20 protein-coding genes are annotated in these 20,244 nt (G+C 72.4%); 9 read left to right on the top strand and 11 right to left on the bottom strand.

What is annotated here, in order from left to right; all coding sequences use genetic code 11:
- Nucleotides 1-238 precede the first annotated feature (238 nt).
- Complete coding sequence (locus AC5L3C_RS34880) at nt 239-1,732, bottom strand: helix-turn-helix domain-containing protein (protein WP_493653087.1); 1,494 nt, start codon at nt 1,730-1,732, stop codon at nt 239-241.
- 160 nt (nt 1,733-1,892) lie between these two features.
- Here AC5L3C_RS34880 and AC5L3C_RS34875 point away from each other — a divergent pair, with 160 nt between their 5' ends.
- From AC5L3C_RS34875 to AC5L3C_RS34860, 4 genes are all read left to right on the top strand, one after another.
- On the top strand, nt 1,893-2,513 hold the full coding sequence (locus AC5L3C_RS34875; RefSeq protein ID WP_493653086.1) for an L-threonylcarbamoyladenylate synthase: 621 nt from the start codon (nt 1,893-1,895) through the stop codon (nt 2,511-2,513).
- Nucleotides 2,514-2,656: 143 nt separating this feature from the next.
- Entirely contained in the window at nt 2,657-4,162 is a 1,506-nt protein-coding gene (locus AC5L3C_RS34870) for a metallophosphoesterase family protein (protein ID WP_493653085.1), read from the top strand.
- Between the two features lie 572 nt (nt 4,163-4,734).
- Nucleotides 4,735-5,565 carry an aldo/keto reductase gene (locus tag AC5L3C_RS34865; RefSeq protein ID WP_125509373.1) on the top strand — a complete coding sequence of 277 codons (831 nt, stop codon included), beginning with the start codon at nt 4,735-4,737 and terminating at the stop codon, nt 5,563-5,565.
- A 53-nt stretch (nt 5,566-5,618) separates the two neighbouring features.
- Entirely contained in the window at nt 5,619-6,221 is a 603-nt protein-coding gene (locus AC5L3C_RS34860; RefSeq protein ID WP_493653084.1) for a DNA polymerase ligase N-terminal domain-containing protein, read from the top strand.
- 17 nt (nt 6,222-6,238) lie between these two features.
- Here AC5L3C_RS34860 and AC5L3C_RS34855 read toward each other — a convergent pair whose 3' ends face one another.
- The 3 genes from AC5L3C_RS34855 to arsM all read right to left on the bottom strand — a co-directional run bounded on the left by AC5L3C_RS34855 (nt 6,239) and on the right by arsM (nt 10,577).
- Nucleotides 6,239-8,563, bottom strand: coding sequence for an ATP-binding SpoIIE family protein phosphatase (locus AC5L3C_RS34855; RefSeq protein WP_493653083.1), 2,325 nt, complete (start codon nt 8,561-8,563; stop codon nt 6,239-6,241).
- Nucleotides 8,564-8,632: 69 nt separating this feature from the next.
- Nucleotides 8,633-9,100, bottom strand: coding sequence for a peroxiredoxin (locus AC5L3C_RS34850; RefSeq protein WP_493653082.1), 468 nt, complete (start codon nt 9,098-9,100; stop codon nt 8,633-8,635).
- Nucleotides 9,101-9,680: 580 nt separating this feature from the next.
- Nucleotides 9,681-10,577, bottom strand: a complete 897-nt coding sequence (gene arsM / locus AC5L3C_RS34845) for an arsenite methyltransferase (protein WP_125509365.1) — start codon at nt 10,575-10,577, stop codon at nt 9,681-9,683.
- 104 nt (nt 10,578-10,681) lie between these two features.
- On the opposite strand from arsM, the gene AC5L3C_RS34840 reads away from it, so the two are divergent.
- Complete coding sequence (locus AC5L3C_RS34840) at nt 10,682-11,056, top strand: ArsR/SmtB family transcription factor (RefSeq protein WP_125509363.1); 375 nt, start codon at nt 10,682-10,684, stop codon at nt 11,054-11,056.
- Nucleotides 11,053-11,295, top strand: coding sequence for a hypothetical protein (locus AC5L3C_RS34835; RefSeq protein WP_312847486.1), 243 nt, complete (start codon nt 11,053-11,055; stop codon nt 11,293-11,295). The genes AC5L3C_RS34840 and AC5L3C_RS34835 overlap by 4 nt, the downstream gene beginning before the upstream one ends.
- Nucleotides 11,296-11,347: 52 nt before the next feature.
- Here the strand turns inward: AC5L3C_RS34835 and AC5L3C_RS34830 are convergent, their stop codons facing one another.
- The 7 genes from AC5L3C_RS34830 to AC5L3C_RS34800 form a co-directional block, all read right to left on the bottom strand.
- Entirely contained in the window at nt 11,348-12,481 is a 1,134-nt protein-coding gene (locus AC5L3C_RS34830) for an epoxide hydrolase family protein (RefSeq protein ID WP_493653081.1), read from the bottom strand.
- Between the two features lie 111 nt (nt 12,482-12,592).
- Nucleotides 12,593-13,252 (bottom strand): NADPH-dependent F420 reductase, encoded by a 660-nt coding sequence (locus tag AC5L3C_RS34825; RefSeq protein ID WP_125510519.1) that lies wholly within the window; start codon nt 13,250-13,252, stop codon nt 12,593-12,595.
- Nucleotides 13,253-13,260: 8 nt separating this feature from the next.
- On the bottom strand, nt 13,261-14,220 hold the full coding sequence (locus AC5L3C_RS34820) for an SDR family oxidoreductase (protein ID WP_493653080.1): 960 nt from the start codon (nt 14,218-14,220) through the stop codon (nt 13,261-13,263).
- Nucleotides 14,221-14,289: 69 nt separating this feature from the next.
- On the bottom strand, nt 14,290-14,913 hold the full coding sequence (locus AC5L3C_RS34815) for an NADPH-dependent F420 reductase (RefSeq protein WP_125509359.1): 624 nt from the start codon (nt 14,911-14,913) through the stop codon (nt 14,290-14,292).
- Nucleotides 14,914-14,966: 53 nt separating this feature from the next.
- Nucleotides 14,967-15,116, bottom strand: a complete 150-nt coding sequence (locus AC5L3C_RS34810) for a hypothetical protein (protein WP_493653079.1) — start codon at nt 15,114-15,116, stop codon at nt 14,967-14,969.
- Nucleotides 15,117-15,357: 241 nt separating this feature from the next.
- Nucleotides 15,358-15,981: an NADPH-dependent F420 reductase gene (locus AC5L3C_RS34805; protein ID WP_125509357.1), complete on the bottom strand. Its 624-nt coding sequence runs from the start codon at nt 15,979-15,981 to the stop codon at nt 15,358-15,360.
- A gap of 69 nt (nt 15,982-16,050) precedes the next feature.
- Nucleotides 16,051-16,785, bottom strand: a complete 735-nt coding sequence (locus AC5L3C_RS34800; protein WP_125509355.1) for an SDR family NAD(P)-dependent oxidoreductase — start codon at nt 16,783-16,785, stop codon at nt 16,051-16,053.
- A gap of 226 nt (nt 16,786-17,011) precedes the next feature.
- On the opposite strand from AC5L3C_RS34800, the gene AC5L3C_RS34795 reads away from it, so the two are divergent.
- The 3 genes from AC5L3C_RS34795 to AC5L3C_RS34785 all read left to right on the top strand — a co-directional run bounded on the left by AC5L3C_RS34795 (nt 17,012) and on the right by AC5L3C_RS34785 (nt 20,165).
- Nucleotides 17,012-17,923: a LysR family transcriptional regulator gene (locus AC5L3C_RS34795; protein ID WP_493653078.1), complete on the top strand. Its 912-nt coding sequence runs from the start codon at nt 17,012-17,014 to the stop codon at nt 17,921-17,923.
- A gap of 340 nt (nt 17,924-18,263) precedes the next feature.
- Entirely contained in the window at nt 18,264-19,244 is a 981-nt protein-coding gene (locus AC5L3C_RS34790; protein ID WP_493653077.1) for an ATP-dependent DNA ligase, read from the top strand.
- Between the two features lie 144 nt (nt 19,245-19,388).
- The gene (locus tag AC5L3C_RS34785) at nt 19,389-20,165 is read left to right on the top strand and encodes an NPP1 family protein (protein ID WP_493653076.1); all 777 of its coding nucleotides are present in this window, start codon (nt 19,389-19,391) and stop codon (nt 20,163-20,165) included.
- Nucleotides 20,166-20,244: the final 79 nt, after the last annotated feature.

Genomic DNA, 20,244 nt, shown 5'->3' with positions numbered 1-20,244 from the left:
GCGCTGTTCAGGCCCGCACGCGGCGGAAGGGGCGGGCCCTGCCGGCGGCGGGCGGGTACCGGCCCGCCGTGAGGGCGCGCGGCGTAGGCGGCGGGAGCGCGACCGGTCCCCCGTTCCGGTCGGGCCCCCGCCTTGGCTCAAAATCTATGCCGCGAGGAACGGGCATGTGTATCGCACCGATGCCCGCTGCCGCTTCCGGAGGACTCAACCGTGCACAACTGAGTCCGAAAGGCCCGGTTTACTCCTCCGGGAGAACCGGCGGCTCCAGGTCACCCGCGGCGAGATGGGCCAGCACCACCTCGTAGAGATCGGTTCCGGTGGCCAGCAGCTGGCGTTCGAGGACCGGTTCGGCGCTGCGCACATGCTCACGCACGGTCTGCGCGTGGACGCCCAGGGTCTGCGCGGCCCGCTCGGCGTTGCCCCCGGCGGCGATCCAGGTACGCAGGGTTCGGCGCACCCTGCGGGGATCGTGGTCGAGCCGTCCCAGCAGCTCGTGCGCCCAGGCGCGCACGGCGTCGCCGGCCAGCAGGCCCGTCAGGCCGGCGGGGGCGCGCGTGCCCGGGTCGCTGCCCGTCTGTCCGTCCAGGAGGTTGATCTGGGTGTGCAGCGCCAGATGCACGACGGCGCGGGCGGTGGCGTCGTCGAAGTCCACGCCGAGCATCGTCTCGACGCGCTCCATACGGGCCCGTACCGTGTTGCGGCTGACGCCGAGGATCTTGGCGGTGTTCACGGCGGTGAACTCCAGGCCGAGGCGGGTGGTGGCGAGGAGTTCGGCCCGGGTGTGGTGGGCCAGCGTGTCCAGCGGACGCAGCACCCGGGCCGCCCAGCCGCGCAGGGCGGCGGGCTCCATCAGCCGCTCGGGGTGGGTGCGCTCGGCGTACACGGCGGTCTTGTCCGTCCGGAAGCGCGCCACCGCCAGCGCGCTGACGGCCTGGCCGTACGCGGTGGCGGTACGGGCGAGGCTCTGCCACACGCTGCCGCCGAGGAACGTCCCCGGGTGCCTGCCGACCAGCGAGCGCAGATCGGCGGCGGTCCGCTCGCGGGGGCTGACGACGATCACATGGCCGTCCATCGCCGGGCACCGCACGACCAGCGCCTCCTCCCGCGTGGTGTCCAGGCACTCCGCCACGAGCCGCTCGCGCCGCTCCGGCGCGGACTCCACGACGTAGACGCACGCGGTGTCGGCGTCCAGCAGGCCCGGCCAGAGCCCCGCCGCGACACGGCGGGCCGAGACGGTGTCCTCGACCATCAGCAGTTGCAGGATCGCCAGCCGCAGATCGGCGGTGGCCCGCCGCAGCCGGTGACCGGCGGCGCTGGTCTCGCGGGCGGCCAGCAGGAGCTCGATCACCTGCGCGGTGTGCGTGACGACGTCGAAGGTGTGCCGGTCGAAGGCGTCCTCGCGGGAGACGGCCAGCACACAGGCGCCCGAGGGGTGGCCGATGCGCACCAGGCGCTGGTGGCGCCCGTCCCCCTCCCAGGCGGCGGAGGCGATCCGGCCGGAGCCGAGGTCGGCGACGAGGGTGTCGTCCAGGGGCAGCCGGGTACCGGCGAGCAGCGTGCCCGTGGCGTCCTGGAGGGCCACCTCCGCGTGGGCGGTCGCGGCCAGCCAGTCGACGACCCTGCCGACGTCCCGCCCGGCAGGCCGCAGATGCTCGAGCAGTTCCCGCGCCCAGGCCGGGTGCTCTCCGGGTGCCGCCGGCGTGTGCCGGATTCCGTCCTCACGGCCTGCCATGTCGGGTCCTCCCCTCGTCGTCTCGCCCATCCGGCCCGGGTCGGGGACGTTACCTCACCGGTGGGCGCGGCTCATCCCGGCGCGACGGCGCACCGGGATCCGGGGACGGCGCGATGCCGGAGTGCGGGATGGCCGCGCGCCGGCGGCATAAGCTCGGTGAATGGCGAAGTACTTCGATGTGCACCCCGACAACCCCCAGCCGCGCACCATTGCCCAGGTCGCCGCGAGTATCCGTGCCGACGCCCTGATCGCGTATCCCACGGACTCCTGCTACGCGCTCGGCTGCCGTCTGGGCAACCGTGAGGGCATCGACCGGATCCGTACGATCCGCAAGCTGGACGACCGGCACCACTTCACCCTGGTGTGCCGGGACTTCGCGCAGCTCGGGCAGTTCGTACGGATCGACAACGACGTGTTCCGGGCGGTCAAGGCGTCGACCCCGGGCAGCTACACGTTCATCCTGCCCGCGACGAAGGAGGTGCCCCGCATGCTCCAGCACCCCAAGAAGAAGACCGTCGGCGTGCGCATCCCCGACCATGTGGTCACCCAGGCGCTGCTGGAGGAGCTCGGTGAGCCCCTGCTGTCCAGCACCCTGCTGCTGCCCGGCGAGGACGAGCCGATGACCCAGGGCTGGGAGATCAAGGACCGGCTCGACCACCAGGTGGACGCGGTGCTCGACTCCGGCGACTGCGGCACCGAGCCGACCACCGTGATCGACTTCTCCGGCGGTGAGGCGGAGATCGTACGGCGGGGCGCGGGCGACGTCTCGCGGTTCGAGTGAGCGGGGTGCCCGCTTCCTGACGTCCGCCCGAACGTCCGCCTGGCGTCCGCCGTCAACGGCCCTCGCCGCCAAGGCGGTTCGGTGCACCGGCCGCGGGCCACCCGGTCTCCGGCCGTGCGCCGCACCGTTGTTACGGTGCCCCGGTGTCCGACTCTTCACGTGAGACCGCCGAGGGTGCCGGCTGGGGCGCCGCGGAACGCGGTGCGTACCGGCGGCTGATGCCGAACAAGGTGGAGAAGATCTCCTGGCTCGACCCGAGAACGCTGTGGGCGGCCCGCAACGGCGTCCTGGCCTCGTGGCTGGGTGACCCCACGCCGGAGGTCCGCGCCCGCTGGGTCGCCCGGCGGGAGGCGGCCGGGGCGCCCGCCGACAAGGTGATCCGGCGCGACGACCCGGACCGGTTCTCGTTCCTGCTCCTCGGCGACACCGGCGAGGGCGGAGAGCCCCAGTACGCGGTGGTGCCGGGCCTGCTGAAGGAGGGTCAGGACACGGCGTTCGCCGTGCTCGCCAGCGATGTGATCTACCCGGTGGGCAGTGCCGACGACTACGGCGCCAAGTTCTTCCGGCCGTACCGCGACTACCGGGCCCCGATCTACGCGATACCGGGGAACCACGACTGGTACGAGGACCTGACCGGCTTCATGCGCGTCTTCTGCGACGCCGGCCCACCGCCGCCGCCCGCCCCCGCGTCGCGTCCCCTCACCCGGGCCTGGCTGCGCTCCCTGCTGTGGCACCGGCCGCGCCCCGGGGACGGCGCCCGGCTCGACGAGGCGCGCGCACTGCGTTCCGGGCCCGAGCAGCGGGCCGTGCAGCCCGGCCCGTACTGGGCGGTCGACGCCGGTCCGATACGGATCGTCGGCATCGACACCGGACTGCTGGGCGGGATCGACGCCGCCCAGGGCGCGTGGCTGCGGGAGGTCTCCCGGGACCCACGCCCGAAGATACTCGTCACGGGGTCGCCCCTGTACGTGGACGGCGAGCACCACCCGTGCCCCGTCGAGGGCGGCGGCACCGTCGACGACATCGTCCGCGACCCCGCTCACCACTACGTGGCCGCCATAGGCGGCGACATCCACAACTACCAGCGCTATCCCGTGCGGCTGGACGACGGCCGCACCCTTCAGTACGTGGTGGCGGGCGGCGGCGGCGCGTTCACGCACGCCACCCACACCATTCCCCGGGTCGATGTCGCCGGGGTCACCGAGCGGGACTTCCGCTGTTATCCGCTGCGCGGCGACTCCCTGGCCTTCTACAGCGCGCTCTACGGGCGACGGCTGCGGCTGCGCCGCTTCTTCGCCCTCAGCGACGCCGAGGCGATGGCGGTGATCGCCGAGCGTCTCGGCATCGGGCCCACCCGCGTTCCGGGCGCACCGCCGCGCATCACCCGCCGGATGCGGCTGGTCGCGGCGCTGCTCGGCACCGGCCGCAGGCCCGACCGGGCCAAGCGGTTCCGGCTGCCGGTGCGCAAGGTGTACACGTCGCTGTTCTCTCCGGGTTCGGCCACCTACAGCCCGCCCTTCTTCAAGAGCTTCCTGCGCCTGGACGTGAGCCCGGACGCGATCCGCCTGCGCTGTCACGCGGCCACCGGCCACCGCGCCCAGGAAGTCGCCCCACCGGTCGAGGACGAGGTGACCATCCCGCTGACGTGAGAAGGGGCCCGCCCGCCGGCGGCCCGGTGCGATGCCGGTGAGGGGCCGGGAGGACCGGCCGTCCACGCCGCCGGGAACGTCCTCGGCGAGCATGACGCGGTGCGTGATCCGCGGGTGGCCGAGGTGGGCCGTGTCCGCCCGGCCGGGACCGGTGGCCGGCCTCCGGCGGGTGCTCGGCACGCCGCCGGCGGGCGAACCCCCGTTCCCGCGCGGGGGCAGTCCCGCGTGGGTCGCGGGCAGTGCGGCGGGACGGTCTCGGCGTGCAGGATCGTCGCGGCCGGCGGATCGACGCGGGCCCCCGCGGGCGCAGTGCCGGCCGCGCAGCAGGATGCGGCGCCGCGCCGCAGCCGGTCGTCGAGCTCCGTGCCGGACCGTACGCCGAGCACCGGCCGGCGCCACATGGGCGGCGTGGTCGACGCGCTGCCCGCGGAAGAGCCCCGCCTGCCGGCGCGCCACCGCCGCCCGGATCGCCACGACCGTCGTCACGCGCCCCGCGAGGCCCCGGCGTGCGGTTGATCAACGGGCCGTCGTCCCCGACGCTGGAGGAGGACGTCCCCGACGGAAGGCCTCTCGTGACCAGCATTCCGACCCGCACCCTCAACGACGGCACCGCGATCCCCGCCCTGGGTCTGGGCACCTGGCCGATGGACGACGCCGAGGCGGAGCGGGCCGTCGGCACGGCCCTGGAGACGGGCTATCGCCTTGTCGACACAGCGACCCGCTACGGCAACGAGACCGGCGTCGGCCGCGCGGTGGCCGCGTCCGGCGTCCCCCGTGAGGAGATCGTCGTGACGACGAAGCTCCCGGGCCGCCACCACGGCTACGAGGAGACCCTCGCCTCCTTCGAGGAGTCCCGGGCGCGGCTGGGCCTGGACTACGTCGATCTGTACCTGATCCACTGGCCGCTCCCCCGCGTCGACCGGTACGTCGACTCCTGGAAAGCCATGATCAAACTGCGCGAGGACGGTCTGGTCCGGTCGATCGGGGTGTCCAACTTCACGCCCGCCCACATCGACCGGCTGGAGAAGGAGACCGGGGTGCTGCCCTCGGTCAACCAGGTCGAGCTGCACCCCTTCTTCCCCCAGGAGGAGCTGCGCGCGTACCACGCGGACAAGGGTGTGCTCACCGAGAGCTGGAGCCCGCTCGGCCGCGGCTCGACGCTGCTGGACGACCTCGCCGTCGCCGCCGTCGCGGAGGCGCACGGGGTCACCCCGGCCCAGGCCGTGCTGCGCTGGCACATCCAGCTGGGCGCGGTCCCCGTGCCCAAGTCCTCCGCCCCGGAGCGGCAGCGGGCCAACCTCGACGTGTTCGGCTTCGAACTGGACGCCGCCCAGATGAGGACCCTCGCCGACCGCGCCCACCGGCGCCTCGGCGGCGATCCGGAGGTGCACGAGGAGTTCTGACCGGGTACCCGGGGCGGCGCATACGGCGGTGACGTACCGGAGGGAGCGACGCGGTGGGTGAGGACCGGCTGCGGGACTACCGCGGCAAGCGGGACTTCGGACGGAGCGGCGAGCCCCGGGGAGACGGGGCGGGTGCGGATGCGGCGCGCCGCTTCGTGGTGCAGATCCACGACGCGCGCAGGATGCACTTCGACTTCCGGCTCCAGGTGGGCGACGTACTGAAGTCCTGGTCGGTGCCGAAGGGCCCCTCGGCCGACCCGCGGGACAAGCGCCTGGCCGTGCCCACGGAGGACCATCCGCTGGAGTACGAGGAGTTCGAGGGCGTGATCCCGCGCGGTGAGTACGGCGGCGGCACGGTGATCGTCTGGGACCGCGGCACGTACGAGCCGCTCAGCCACGACCGCCGGGGCCGGCCCCTGGACTTCGCGGAGTCCCTGGAGCGCGGGCACGCCACGTTCCGGCTGCACGGGTCGAAAGTGCGCGGGGAGTACGCCCTCACCCGCTTCCGCGACGGGGACGACGGCGAGGAGGCGTGGCTGCTGGTCCGGGCGGCGAAGGGCGTCGCCGGGCGCGGCGCCCCGGATCCGCGGCGGGCGCGGTCGGCGCGCTCGGGCCGCACCCTCGCCCAGGTCGCCGCGGAGGACGGCGGCACCTGAGCGGCGGGGGCGGCCGGTCAGTGCCGCGGCAGGTGCTGTTCCGCCCAGATCGTCTTGCCCCGGTCGGTCTGTCTGCTGCCCCAGCGCTGGGTGAGCTGAGCCACCAGCAGCAGCCCGCGGCCGCCCTCGTCGTAGGCGTGGGCGCGGCGCAGGTGCGGTGAGGTGGAGCTGGCGTCGGAGACCTCGCAGATGAGGCTGCGGTCGCGGATGAGCCGCAGCCTGATGGGCGCCTCTCCGTAGCGGATGGCGTTGGTGACCAGTTCGCTGACGACGAGTTCGGTGACGAAGGCCGACTCGTCCAGGCCCCAGGCGGCCAGCATGTCGGCGGCCCACTGGCGGGCGGCCGCCACCTCCTCGGGGTCGTGCGCCACGTCCCTCGTGGCGACCCGGTCGGCGCCGAGGGCGCGGGTGCGGGCCAGCAGCAGCACCACGTCGTCGAGGGGCTCCGCGGGCAGGACGTCCTTGAGCACGCCGTGGCACAGGGCGTCCAGCGACCCGGCGGGCACCGCCAGGGCCCGGCGCAGCTCCCCGGTGACCTGGTCGATGTTGCGGTCGCGGTCCTCGACGAGGCCGTCGGTGTAGAGGGCGACCACGGAGCCCTCGGGCAGGAGCAGTTCCACCGCCTCGAAGGGCAGTCCTCCGACGCCGAGCGGCGGGCCCGCGCTCACGGGGACGAGCCGGCAGGTTCCGTCGGGCAGCACAACGGCCGGCGCGGGATGTCCGGCGGCGGCCGCGGTCAGCAGCCTGGAGACGGGGTCGTAGACGGCGTAGAGGCAGGTGGCGCCGAATTCGGCGACGTCGTCGCCCTCGTCGGCGGTCAGATGGGTGACCAGGTCGTCGAGGTGGGTGAGCAGTTCGTCGGGCGGGAGGTCCACGTCGGCGAGGGTGCGTACGGCGGTGCACAGCCGGCCCATGGTGGCCGTCGAGGGGATGCCGTGACCGACGACGTCGCCGACGACCAGGGCGACGCGGCTGCCGGCCAGCGGGATGACGTCGAACCAGTCGCCGCCGATGCCGGCCGCCGACGCCGAGGGCAGATAGCGGTGGGCGACCTCGACGGCGGCCTGGCCGGGCAGGCCTCGGGGCAGCAGGCTGTGCTGGAGCGTCAGGGCGGTGGAGCGTTCGCGCGCGAAGCGGCGGGCGTTGTCGACGCACACGGCGGCGCGGCTGGCGAGTTCCTCGGCGAGTACGGCGTCGTCGGGGGCGAACGCGTCGGGGAGGGTGGTGCGGACGGCGACCGCGACACCGAGCGTGGTGCCGCGGGCCCGCAGCGGCACGGACAGCTGGCAGTGGACGCCGGTGAGGCCGTGGGCGTGCGGGCCGCGCTCGCCGATCCACCGGTCGAAGTCCGGCTCGCCGGCGCGGGCGAGCACCGCCCTGCCCTCCCGCAGCGCCCGCGCGGGCGGGGAGGTGGGCGGGTGGACGTCCGTACGGCCGAGGCGCACGGCCGTCCGCCAGGTGTCCCCGGCGGCGGAGCCGTGCGCCACCCTGCGCAGTACGACCCCGTTGTCCGGTCCGTCCGGGGGCTCGTCGGCGCCGAGGGCCCAGTCGAGCAGGTCGACGGCGGCGAAGTCGGCGAACTCCGGGACGAGGAGTTCCACGAGCTCCTCGGCGGTGCGGACGACGTCCAGGGTGGTGCCGATGGCGGTGGCGGCGGCGTTCAGCAGCGCCAGCCGGTGCCGGGCACGGTGCTGCTCGGAGCTGTCCAGTCCCGCCATGGCGGTGCCGATCACCTCGCCGGTGGGGCCGCGGACCGGCCACATCTCCACGTTCCAGGCGTGGCGCCGGGAGGCGGTGGGCGCGCGGCCGTAGCTCTCGTGGTGCAGGGGCTTGCCGGTTTCGGCGACATGGCGCAGCTGCCGGTCGACGCCGCAGGTGCGGTCCGTCCGCCCCGCCGCGTCGAACAGGGTGAGGCCGAGCAGCCCCTCCTCGGGCACGCCCATCGCCTCGCAGGCGGCGTCGTTGAGCCGGACGAAGCGCTGCTCGGTGTCGAGGACGGAGATCGCCAGGGAGGCCTGCTGGAAGGCGCGGCCCGCCCAGGAAGGCTCGGCCGGCCCGGGGGGCTCGACGGTGATCACGTACCCGCCCGGCGCCTTCTCCGTGCCGGAGAGGGGGCAGACCGTCAACCGGAGCGGCACCAGGCGGCCGTCGCGGTGCCGCACGTCGACGATGGCTTGCGGCGCGGGCGGGGTGCCGGGCGGCACGTCCGCGGCGAGCAGGTCCCGTACGGCGCGGCCGACGGCCTCCTCGGCGGGGAACCCGGTCAGGTTCCGGGCGCCCTCGCTCCACCCCGTGACGATGCCGCGGGCATCGACGACCACCGCGGCGGGGGCCTTCTCCATTCGTCCAGCATCGGCCCACAGCCGTCCGTCCTCAACCGCGGCGGAGCGGGCCCGGGGCCCGGGCCGGTCTCAGGCGCGATGGTCCCGCAGGGCGGCGAGCGCGCGGTCGGCGTGCGTGTTCATCCGCAGTTCGCTGCGGACGACCTCCAGGACGGTCCGGTCCCGGCCGATCACGAAGGTGGCCCGTTTGGTGGGCGCCACGGCGATGCCCCGCTTCACCCCGAACCGCTCACGGACGGCGCCGTCCGGGTCGGACAGCAGCGGCAGGCCGAGGGTGTGCCGTCCGGCGAACTCCGCCTGCCGCTCGACGGGGTCCCCGCTGATGCCCACGGGGCGCGCGCCGACGGCGGCGAACTCGGCGGCGAGGTCACGGAAGTGGCAGGCCTCCGCGGTGCAGCCGGGGCTCAGGGCGGCCGGATAGAAGAAGAGCACGACCGGCCCTTCGGCGAGCAGCTCCGAGAGCCGCCGCACGGTCCCGGTCTCGTCCGGCAACGCGAAGTCCTCGACCACGTCACCCTTCCCGGGCCCTCCGCTCATGACCGGCCCTCCGGCAGTCCGGCGAGCATCCGGGGCGAGCGTTCGGACCGTGACACGGTTCCTCCTCCGATGGCCTGCCGAACGACACTACCGGATGGTAAGTCACCCTGACCGACCGGGGTTCGGGCCGACCACCGGGCGTCGGGCGTCGGGCGGCCACTGAAGCAGCGGCGACCCCGCACACTCGAGCACGGGCCGTGCTCGGCAAGCCCACCACGGTCCACGCCGGGGCCGGGAAACACGGCCCGGACGAGCCGAGCCGGCCGATGCCGACTCCCGGCCGCGCGGCCGACTCCCCGGTCGTCTCGGCTCCGCACCGGCCGCCTGCCGCAACAGCGCGACCGTCTCGGCACGCCCGCGCGATGCGCACCGGGCGCCAGGGCCCGCGTGCCACGGCCCGACGGCCACCACCACACCATGCAGCCGCCGGCCAGGCGTGGCTCCACACCCGGCCGGGCTCGAAAGCCTCGCCGGACCACGCGGACAGGACCTCGGCAGCCCCACCCCACCCATCCCGGCGGGCACACCCGCCTACGTACGTGAGCAGGACCCGGGGCGGGGTCCTGCTCAGGGACTGGGTTCAGTTCTGGCAGCCGCAGCCCGAGGCGGTCTTGGCCTCGGTGACGGTCAGGTCGGGATCGGCAGCGGTTTCGCCAGAGGTACAGCAGGCATTGACACCACAACAAGCGTCGGCCGACGCGGCCACCTCGGTCGGGGCGTCGGCGGCCGCCGGCTTGGTGGCACGGACGATGGCGGAGTGCATGCCGTCGGCGACCGGGTGCGTCGGGGTGATCTCGACGGCGGTGAACCCCGCGGCCTCCAGGCCCGTGCGGTATTCGGCGAAGGAGAGCGCGCCGGCGATGCAGCCGACGTAGTCGCCGCGCTCTGCCCGCTGTTCGGCGGTGAGGGTGTCGTCGGCGACAACGTCGGAGACGCCGATCCGGCCGCCCGGCTTGAGGACACGGAAGCTCTCGGCGAAAACCGCAGGCTTATCGACGGACAGGTTGATTACGCAGTTGGAGATCACGACGTCGATGGTGTTCGCGGGCAGCGGGATCGCCTCGATGGTGCCCTTGAGGAACTCCACGTTCGTCGCGCCCGCCTTCGCCGTGTTGGCGAGGGCCAGCGCCAGCATCTCGTCGGTCATGTCCAGCCCGTACGCCTTGCCGGTGGGGCCGACGCGGCGGGCGGAGAGCAGGACATCGATGCCGCCTCCGGAGCCGAGGTCCAGAACGCGCTCGCCTGCGCGCAGTTCGGCGACGGCGGTGGGGTTGCCGCAGCCGAGCGAAGCGGCGACGGCCTCGGCCGGCAGCGCGTCGCGTTCGTCGGTGGCGTACAGGGTGGAGCCGAAGTTCTCGTCGACCTCGACCGGATCGGGCCCGCAGCAGGCGGTGCTGCCCTCGGTGACCTTCACGGCTGCGGCGGCGTACCGCCGGCGGACGGTTTCGCGCAGGTCGGTGGTGGTCTGCTCGCTCATGACTTCACTCCTGGATGACGGGCATGGCGGTGCCCGGAACGGCCTGCATTGACGTTCATTGATGCAACCTTGCGCCTTGAATCGAAAAACGTCAACATAGAGGCATGTCGAAACAAGAGCTTGCGGTGATGGGCCAGGACGCAGCCTGCTGCGCGGGCCTGTCTGCCGCGCCACTGGACGAGGACCAGGCGGCTGACCTGGCGCAGGTCTTCAAGGCGCTGGGGGACCCGGTCCGGCTGCGCCTGATGTCGATGATCGCCTCGCGCGGGGACGGCGGTGAGGTGTGCGTATGTGACCTGACCCCGGCCTTCGAGCTGTCCCAGCCGACGATCTCCCACCACCTCAAACTGCTGCGGCAGGCCGGCCTGATCGACTGCGAGCGCCGCGGGACCTGGGTGTATTACTGGGTGCTGCCCGGCGTCCTGGACAAGCTCGCCGCGTTCCTGACCACCACGCAGCCCGCCGCAGTCACCGCGTGAACGCACCGCTCATCCGCCGGGTCGCCGCCGAAGCGATCGCGCACTTCGACCCGGTCGTCACGCTCGCCGCCCGGTTCACCGGCCGCAGTGACCCGGAGGGCCTGGCCCTGCGGGACGTCGCCGCGTACGTGTGCGCCCAGGCCGGCGGGGCGATCGGCGGCGCGGTCCTGGCCGACGCGATGTTCGCCGGGCCGCTGGTCACATTCGCAACACCGCCGGGACGCCCGCGGCAACGGTGAGGCTCCGGAGAGCGGACGTCCCGGAGCCGCTCCGCCTGTTGCAGGGTCGGTCTCAGCGCAGTTGGCGGAAGAACTCGGTGATGTCGTCGGCGAGCAGTTCGGGCTCTTCGTGGGCGGCGAAGTGTCCGCCGCGTGGCATCGACGTGTACCGGGTGACGGTGTAGGTGCGTTCGGCCCAGGAGCGCGGGGGCTGGGTGAGGTCGGCGGGGAAGACCGCGACGGCGGTGGGTACGTCGACCTTTGCGACGCGCCGGGTCAGGCCGCGGGCGTACTCGTAGTAGGGCCGGAACGACGTCGAGATCGTGCCTGTGAACCAGTACAGGGACGCCTGGGTGAGGACGAAGTCGTCGGTGAACCGGGACGAGAGGTCGCCGCCCGAGTCGCTCCAGGCGCGGTACTTCTCGACGATCCAGGCCAGCAGGCCGGTCGGAGAGTCGGACAGAGCGTGGGCCAGGGTGAGCGGGCGGGTGCTCTGCTGGTGCTGGTAGCCGCCCTCCGCCGCGCTCCAGGTGGCGACCTGGTCGAGGTAGGCCTGTTCGTCCGGGGTGAGGCTGGTGGCGCCGTACTCCTGGGGTGCGGCGACGGCGAGCAGGTGGATGCCGGCCAGCGACTCCGCGTAGGCCTCCCCCAGGCGCGAGGTGATCCCCGCGCCCAGGTCGGCGCCGTGGGCGGCGTACCGGTGGAAACCGAGCTCGTCCCGCATGAGCCGGTGCCAGATCTGGTGAGTCTGGAGCGTCGGCGGAAGGGCCGGGTGTTGCGGCGAGAACGCGTAGCCGGGCAGCGAGGGGACGACGACCGTGAACGCGTCGGACGCGTCGCCGCCGTGCTTCGACGGCTCCGCGAGGCGCCGGGCGAGGTCGGTGAGCTCCAGGAAGGTGCTGGGCCAGCCGTGGGTCAGGACGATCGGCAGGGCGCCGGGCTGCTCGCCGTCGAACCGGAGGTAGTGGACGGGCGTGCCGCCGATGGCGGCCGTGTGGTGCGGCAGGGCGTTGATCCGCGCCTCGTGGGTGCGCCAGTCATAGCCGGTGGCCCAGTACTCCGCCAGGCGGCGCACCTCAGTGGTGTCGGCGCCCGCTTCCCAGCCGTCGACGGGCCACCCGGTGGGCCACCGGGTGGCGCGTAGCCGCGCGCGCAGGTCTTCGAGTTCTGCATCGGTCACCGCGATCACCGGCGATGGGTCGGTCATGTGCCTCTCCTGGCCGTGCTCACGTGCTGGTCGTGATGCTGTCTTCGCATCGGTGGCAGTCGGCGCACATGATCGCGGCCGGACCATACTGCGGCACGCGCCGACTTGCGATCACCGCGTTGCGGTGGCGAGTGCCGCGCGGATGGCGTCCGGGCCGGTCGGCCGGCCCTTCTCGTGCGAGGGCGGCCCGTACGGGGTTCCCCACACCGGTGTGCCCGTCGCCTGCCGCCAGCTGTCGGCCAGGAGTCCCGCGTCCACCACGCCGTACCCGATGGAATCGATGAACTCGGCAGCTGCCGCCTTCGCCGGCCCGGAGTCCCCGGCGATCGGCAGGTAGGAGCGGTCGGCCGCCCCCGCCGGGCGGGCGAGCGACAGCAGGTGCTTGAAGTAGATGTTGTTGAACGCTTTCACGAGCATGGCGTCCGGGACGTATCGCAGCAGCAGCTCGCTCGAGGTGAGCGACGTGCCGTCCAGCTCGGGGATGTGCCCGTCGCGCTCGGGGCCGTAGTTGCACGTGTCGATGACCGTCTTCCCGGCCAGCGGTGCGGCGGGCAGCGCGGGGAAGGCCGTGACCGGCACCGTGACCACGACGATGTCACCGGCCGCCGCGGCCTCCTCGCTCGTCGCCGCCGACGCCTGGGGACCCAGTTCCGCGACCGTGTCCGCGAGCGACCCGGGACCGCGCGAGTTGCTGAGCACGACCTGGTGTCCGGCCGCGACGGCGAGCCGCGCGATCGTGCTGCCGATGGACCCGCTTCCGATGAATCCCACAGTGGTCATCAGATTGCGGGGACGTCGGTTGACGGGAAGTAGTGGCCGTTGTCCAGGTCGGCGAGGAGGCCGGGCCGGGCGGGTTCCCAGCCGAGGGTCCTGCGGGTGATGAGGTTGGACGTCGAGTAGCTCTGCGTGACGATGTTGGTGAGGAACCCGAAGTGTCCCGGCAGCATCAGTTCGTCCAGGGGCACGCTCACCGCGGGCAGGCCCAGGCGGTTGCCGATGGCCTGCGCGATCTCGCGGACCGGGACGCCCCCGTCCTCGACCGCGTGCCAGTAGCGGCCGGCCGGGCCCTTCTCCAGTGCCAGGCGGAACAGGGAAGCGGCGTCGCGGATGTGTACGGCGTTCCACAGGTTCGTGCCGTCTCCGGGGTACCCGGCGAAGCCCTTCTCCTTCGCCAGGGCGATCAGTGTGGGGAGGAAGCCGGCACGATCGGCCGTGCTGTGCGCGATGTTGGCGATCCGTACGACCGAAGACCGGACTCCCCGCTCGGCGAGGCCGATGACCGTGGTCTCGACGACGTTACGGGCCCGGAGGGTGCCCTTGTGCTCATCGCCGACGGGGAGGGCAGGATCCTCCTCGGTGGACGGCCGGCCCAGGTTCCGCCCGGTCCCGGGCGAGCCGATGCTCCCCGCCGCGACCAGTGGCTTTCCGGTTCCCGCGAGTGCCTCGCCGTAGGCGAGCACGATCGGGACCTCGGCGGCGGCCACGGCGTCGATCCCGCCGGACGGAAGCAGGTCCTGCCTGTGCGCGACGTGGATGACGCCGTCGGAGTCCGCGGCCGCCTCCTTGAGCCCGTCGAGATCCCGGAGGTCGCCGCGGCGGACCTTCGCGCCGAGCGCGGACAGGGTCGCCGCGGCCGTGTCCGACCGGGCCAGGCCGGTGACCTCGTGCCCTGCGGCGACGAGTTCGGGAATGATGTGCGAACCGGAGTGGCCGGTCCCGCCCGTGACGAAGACGTGCACGTTACTCCTCCTTGTGTGTGATGCGGCGTGAGTGGTACGGCGTCGAAGAAGCGGAAATGTGGGGTGCGCTCAGCCGGGCAGGTCGACGTTGAGGGCGATGTCGAAGGTGCCCGCGCCGTTGCGGGCCAGGCCCATCAGCAGCGGCCCGATCCCTTCCAGCCAGCGAGCCATCTCCAGGCCGCCGACATCGAACGGGCGCAGTCCGAGGCTCTCGATGAAGGCCGACACGTTCGCCTTGGCGCCCTCGTCGTCTCCGGCGCAGAACACGTCCAACCGTCGTTCCTGGACCAGGACGTGGCCGAAGACGGTGTTGAACGCCTTCACGACGTGCGCGCTCACCGGGGCCGCCTTGGCGATCTCCTGCGCACCGGATGTGCCGTCGGGGGTGACCAGCCCGGTGGCGTCGGCGTCGAAGGTGTTGGAGATGTCAATGATGACCTTGCCGGCCAGGGCGTCTCCGTACTGGGCGACGACCGGCACAGCGCTGGTGTACGGCACGGCGAGGACGACGAGGTCGCCCGCGGGGACCGTGCCGAACGTCCCCGCCGTGGCACCCGCGCCGAGTTCGGATGCCAGGCCCTTGGCCTTGGCCGGGTCGCGGCCGATGAGCTCGACAAAGTGGCCGCCCGAGACCGCGCGTGCGGCGATGGCGTGGGCCATGCCCCCGAGGCCGATGAAACTGATGTTGCTCATGATGAGTGTTCTCCTTCTTGGTGGTCGTTTCCTGGGGGTCGCTTCTTGGAGGGTCACAGCCGGCCGGTGCGCTCGATCACCTGGGCGGCGAAGTCGAGCAGCTGGTCAAGGCTGGTGAACATCGCGAGGGCATCGAAGTACGCCTCGTCGACGCCGGAGTCGGCAGACGCCGGCCGCGATCCCGACGCACTCAGGACGGCCATGCGGACTGCTGATCGACGCGGCGGAAGCCGGCCCTTCGACTCCGGGCCGGCCGACCCCGCTGCGGCCGACTCCGCGATGCGCCGAGTCGGCCGCAGCGACGGTCAACAGCGGCACGGGGCCGAAGGAGCGGGCCATCTGCGGCCCTCGGGCCAGGGAGTTGCTGCCCACGTCGACGGGCGTGACCAGGCGATCGCCGACCCGCAGAGCGTCATGGCCGAGGTCCTCTGTCCGCCGACTCGCTCAGCCGTTGACTTCGTTGACGCCGAGGGCGAAGTCTCCGTGGCCGACTCCGTTGCCCGCGAGGCCTACCGTGAGCACGCCCGCCCCTTCCAGCCAGTGCGCCATCTTCAGGCCGCCGACATGCATCGGGCGCAGTCCGAGGCTCTCGATGAAGGCCGCCACGTCCGCCTTGGCCTGCGGGTCGTCGCCGGCGAAGAAGACGTCGGGCCGGCCGTTCTCCAGGACGCCGCGGAAGATGGTGTTGAAGGCCTTGAAGACCTTGGCGTCGGCCGGGGCCGCCTTGGCGACCTCCTGCGCGATCGACGTCGGCTCGCTGTGGACCAGGCCGTCGAACGCGGCGTTGAAGGGGTTGCTGATGTCGACGACAATCTTGCCGGCGAGTGCGTCTCCGAACTCGGCGACGGTGGGGACGACACCGTCGTACAACACGGCCGTGATGACGATGTCCCCGGTCGGTACGGCGCCCCACTCACCTGTCGTGGTGCCGCTGCCCAGAGCCTCGGCCAGGGCGTCGGCCTTGGAATGATCGCGCGCCATGATCTCGACGGTGTTGCCGCCCGCCACCGCGCGCGTGCCGATCGTGCGGGCCATGTTCCCCGCACCGATGAAGGTGATGCTGCTCATGAGCCGTGCCTCTTTCTGTCCTCGAGGCGCCTGTCCCTCGGACGCCGCCATGACTCGTTCGGGTGGGGTTCAGATGGCGGTCGTGCCGCCGTCGGCGACCAGTTCCAGGCCGTTGACGTAGCTGGAGTCGTCGGAGGCGAGGAACAGGGCGATGCTGGCGATCTCTTCGGGACGGCCCATCGTTCCGCGGGGAATGAGGGACTCGAACGAAGCCCTGGTCGCCTCGTCGAACAGCTCTTCCTGCTTGGCGGTGGCGACCTGTCCGGGGGTCAGGACGTTGACCCGGATCTTGCGGTCGCGCAGCTCGTTGAGCCACACGCGAGCCCATGCCTGTTGGACGGCTTTGCTGCCCGCGTAGAGGCTCCAGCCGGGAAAGGCGCCGAGGGACGCGTTGGAACCGGTCATGAGGATGGAGCCGTGGTCGTTGACCAGCGGCAGGGCCTTCTGCACGGTGAACAGGGTGCCGCGCGCGTTGAGCGAGAAGGCCCGTTCGAACTGTTCCTCGGTGATCTCGCCGAGAACGCCGGGTTCGCCGACCCCGGCGCTGGCCCACAGCACGTCGATCGAGCCCTTCTCCCGCTTGACGGTGTCGTACAGGCGATCCAGGTCGTCCAGATCGGACGCGTCACCCTGGACGGCGGTGACGTTGCGGCCGATCAGCTTGACGGCCTCGTCCAGGGCTTCCTGCCGCCGCGCCTGGATGAAGACGTGCGCTCCTTCGGCGACGAACAGCTTGGCCCCGGCCAGTGCCAGGCCGGTGGACCCACCGGTGATCACCGCCACCTTGCCATCGAGCTTTCCCACGGTCACTCCTTTGAATTGATGAATTTCCGAAACCGGAAAGGAAGGGGCTCAATTCTTGATGCGCCTTTGCTCATCCTGAATTTGGGCCCTTCCGCCAAACGCCGATTCCGAATTCTCGAACCGAGTTGCCCCGGCCCAATTAACGATGTCACCGGCCTGATCGTGTGTCCAAGACCTGTTTCCACCGCGGTGATACCCTCAAGGCATTGCCGGACCGGGAGGCTCCGTGGATCTGGATCTGCGCAAGCTGCGCTACTTCGTCGCCGTGGCCGAACGGCTGCACTTCGGCCGCGCCGCCGATGAGCTGCACATCGCGCAACCGGCGCTCAGCCGGCAGATCCGCGCACTGGAAAAGGATCTCGGCGCCTCGCTGTTCACCAGGGACAGTCACGGCGTCACGCTGACCGACGCGGGCCGACAGCTGCTGGACGACGCGGGCCCGCTGCTCGCCTCCGCGCACGCGGTACGGCGCCGGGTCTCCGTGGCAGAACGCGGCGGCCAGCGGCTGGTGGTCGGCTTCCGGGCAGGCATCCCGGTCATCCCCGCCACGCGGGTGTTCGAGGCGCAGCATCCGGACGTGGTCGTGGACGTGCAGCGCATGGAATGGGACGACCAGGGTTCGATGCTGCTCGACGGCCGCGTCGACGTCGCCTATGTGCGGCTGCCCATCGACGAGACGGGGCTGCGCCTGACTCCGCTCTACACCGAGCCCCTCATGGTGGCGCTGCCCACCGATCACCGGCTGGCCGGCAAGGATCAGGTCACCGAGGCCGACCTGGCCGGTGAGCCGCTGATCTGGCATGCCGACGCGAGCACGCAGCCCACCCGGCGCCCGCACCCGGACTCCGGACTCCGGGTGCGCGGCGTGGAGGAGAAGCTGGAGCACGTCGCGGCCGGCCGCGGCATCTCGTTCGTGGGGCGTTCGGAGACCGTGTTCTTCTCACGTCCGGACATCAGCTACGTGCCCGTCCCGGATGTGGCGCCCGATCAAGTATTCGTCGCAATGGCGGCGTCGCGTACCTCGCCGCTGGCCGACGACTTCTTCGCCGCGGCTCAGGCGACATCCGAGATCACGGCAGAATGCGGGAACTACGAAATGTTCAAGCCTACGACCGACGCTTCTTCGAAGCGCGATTGAGCAGCTCTGCTGTTCTGTTCGTTCCTGGCCTGATGCAACATTCGGCTTGTCGGCCACGGCGCGCTGATCGACGACGGGATACGCCCGGTCTCACCCACGCGATATGCACCAGACGCCGGGACCCGCGTGACACGGCCGGACGGCCGCGTCGCACCGTGCGGGTGCCGGGGCGGTCGAGGCCGGCTTCCTGGCCGGGCGCGGATGCCTCGTCCGGCCGCTTGGCAGCCGGTCGCGCCGGCGCGGACAGGTTCCGTGTCTTCCGCCGGCCCGCCCGGGGCCGTTCAGGCGAAAGCCCCGGTGTCGGGGCGTGGCGGGGGGTGAGGGTGTTCAGATCTCATCCGTGACGTTGCCGCTGATCCCGCCCATGCTCGCCACGCCCGGAACGCTGCCGCCCCCGGCGGCGGATCACCGCTGGGCCTATGAGACCAAGCAGGACGGGCAGCGGGCGGTGGTGTATCTGCCGGGGGACGGCACGGTCGTGCTGCGGGCCCGGTCCGGTCAGGACATCACGGCCGCGTACCCGGAGCTCCACCCGCTGGCCACGGCCCTCGGCGGCAGGCCCGCGGTCCTGGACGGCGAGGTGCTCGCCCTGGACGAGCACGGCCGGGCGAGCTTCCAGCTGCTGCAGTCCCGGATGGGCCTGGCGCACGCGCCCGGGCGGGCGGCCCGGCGGGCGGCGGCGGTCCCGGTGCACCTGGTGCTGTTCGACGTCATGCACCTGGACGGGCGGTCCCTGATCCGGCTGCCCTGCACCGCGCGCCGCGAGACGCTGCTGGGCCTCGGCCTCGAGGGGCCGGCATGGTCCACCCCGGCGGCGATCGTCGGTCACGGGGCCCAGGCGCTGCGGGCCACCGTCGAGCACGGGCTCGAGGGGCTGGTGTGCAAGCGGCTCGACTCGGTGTACGAACCGGGCGTGCGGTCCCGCGCCTGGATCAAGATCCGCAACATGCGCAGCGAGGACGTGCTGATCGGCGGCTGGCTGCCCGGCAGGGGGCGGCTGACCGGGCTGCCGGGCGCTGTCCTCGTCGGGCAGCGGGCGGCGGGGCGGCTGCGGTACGTCGGCGGCGTGGGCACCGGCTGGAGCGAGGGCGAACGGACCGAGCTCGCCGCGCTGTTGCGGGAGCTGGCGACCGACGTGTGCCCCTTCGACCCGGTACCGGCCGCCCCGGGCGCGCGCTGGGTGGTGCCGCGGCTGGTCGGGGAGGTCCGCTACAGCACCCGTACCCGCAACGGCATGCTGCGCCAGCCGTCGTGGCTGCGGCTGCGCCCGGACCTCGCTCCCGAGGACGCGGCGGCGGACATTCCGGACGACATGGTGTGATCCGGCACCCGGCACCGCCGGAGTTGCGCCGCGCGTCACCGAACGGCACCCCGCCCCTCTTGGCATGTATACGTCCAACCGCGATGCTGAACCCCCTTGCCCCCCACAGCCGTTGGGCTGCGCCCGGACCAGGAGGAGGACGCAGTGTCGCCGAGCACGTCCCGAACACACCGCAGGAGATGGCTGACCGTACTGGCCGGCGCGGCCGCGTTCGTCATCGCCTTCCCCGCCACCGCCTTCGCCGTTCCCCCGCCCGCCCTGCCCGCCGACGCCGACACGCTCGAGCGGACCTTCCAGCCCGCCTACGACTACGACAAGGACGGCTGCTACCCCACCCCGGCGATCGGCCCGGACGGCGCGGTCAACACCGGCCTCAAGCCGACCGGCGCCCTCAACGGCAACTGCCGTGACGCCTCCGATCTGGAGAACACCAACGGATACGCCCGCTCCACGTGCAACAACGGCTGGTGCGCCGTCGTCTACGCCCTGTACTTCGAGAAGGACCAGGCACTGCCGGGCATTCCCCTCGGCGGCCACCGCCACGACTGGGAGCATGTGGTGGTGTGGGTGCAGAACGACACCGCCCAGTACGTCGCGACGTCCAACCATGGTTCGTTCTCGATCCACGCGCGGTCCGCGGTCCGCTTCGAGGGGACACACCCCAAGATCGTCTACCACAAGGACGGCATCGGCACGCACTGCTTCCGCCTCGGGCGCGCGGCCGACGAGCCGCCGGAGAACCACCGGGGCAGCTGGCAGTACCCGGCCCTGGTGGGCTGGAACGGCTATCCGCCGGGCCTGCGCGACCGGCTGGTCTCATACGACTTCGGCAGCGCCCACTTCGGCCTGAAGGACAGCAGCTTCGTCTCCCACCTGGCGGCGGCCAAGCCGTCGGGCATCCCCTTCGACCCGAACGCCTGAACGTCACCCCGGAGTTGACGCCGGGAGCGCCGTGCGGCGTTCCCGGCACGGGAGGGGCACCGGGAGGTCTATCGTGTCG

This window comes from Streptomyces speibonae, assembly GCF_984686075.1.
Note: the sequence above shows the minus strand (reverse complement) of the source record. Positions and strands in the feature narration are given on the sequence as shown.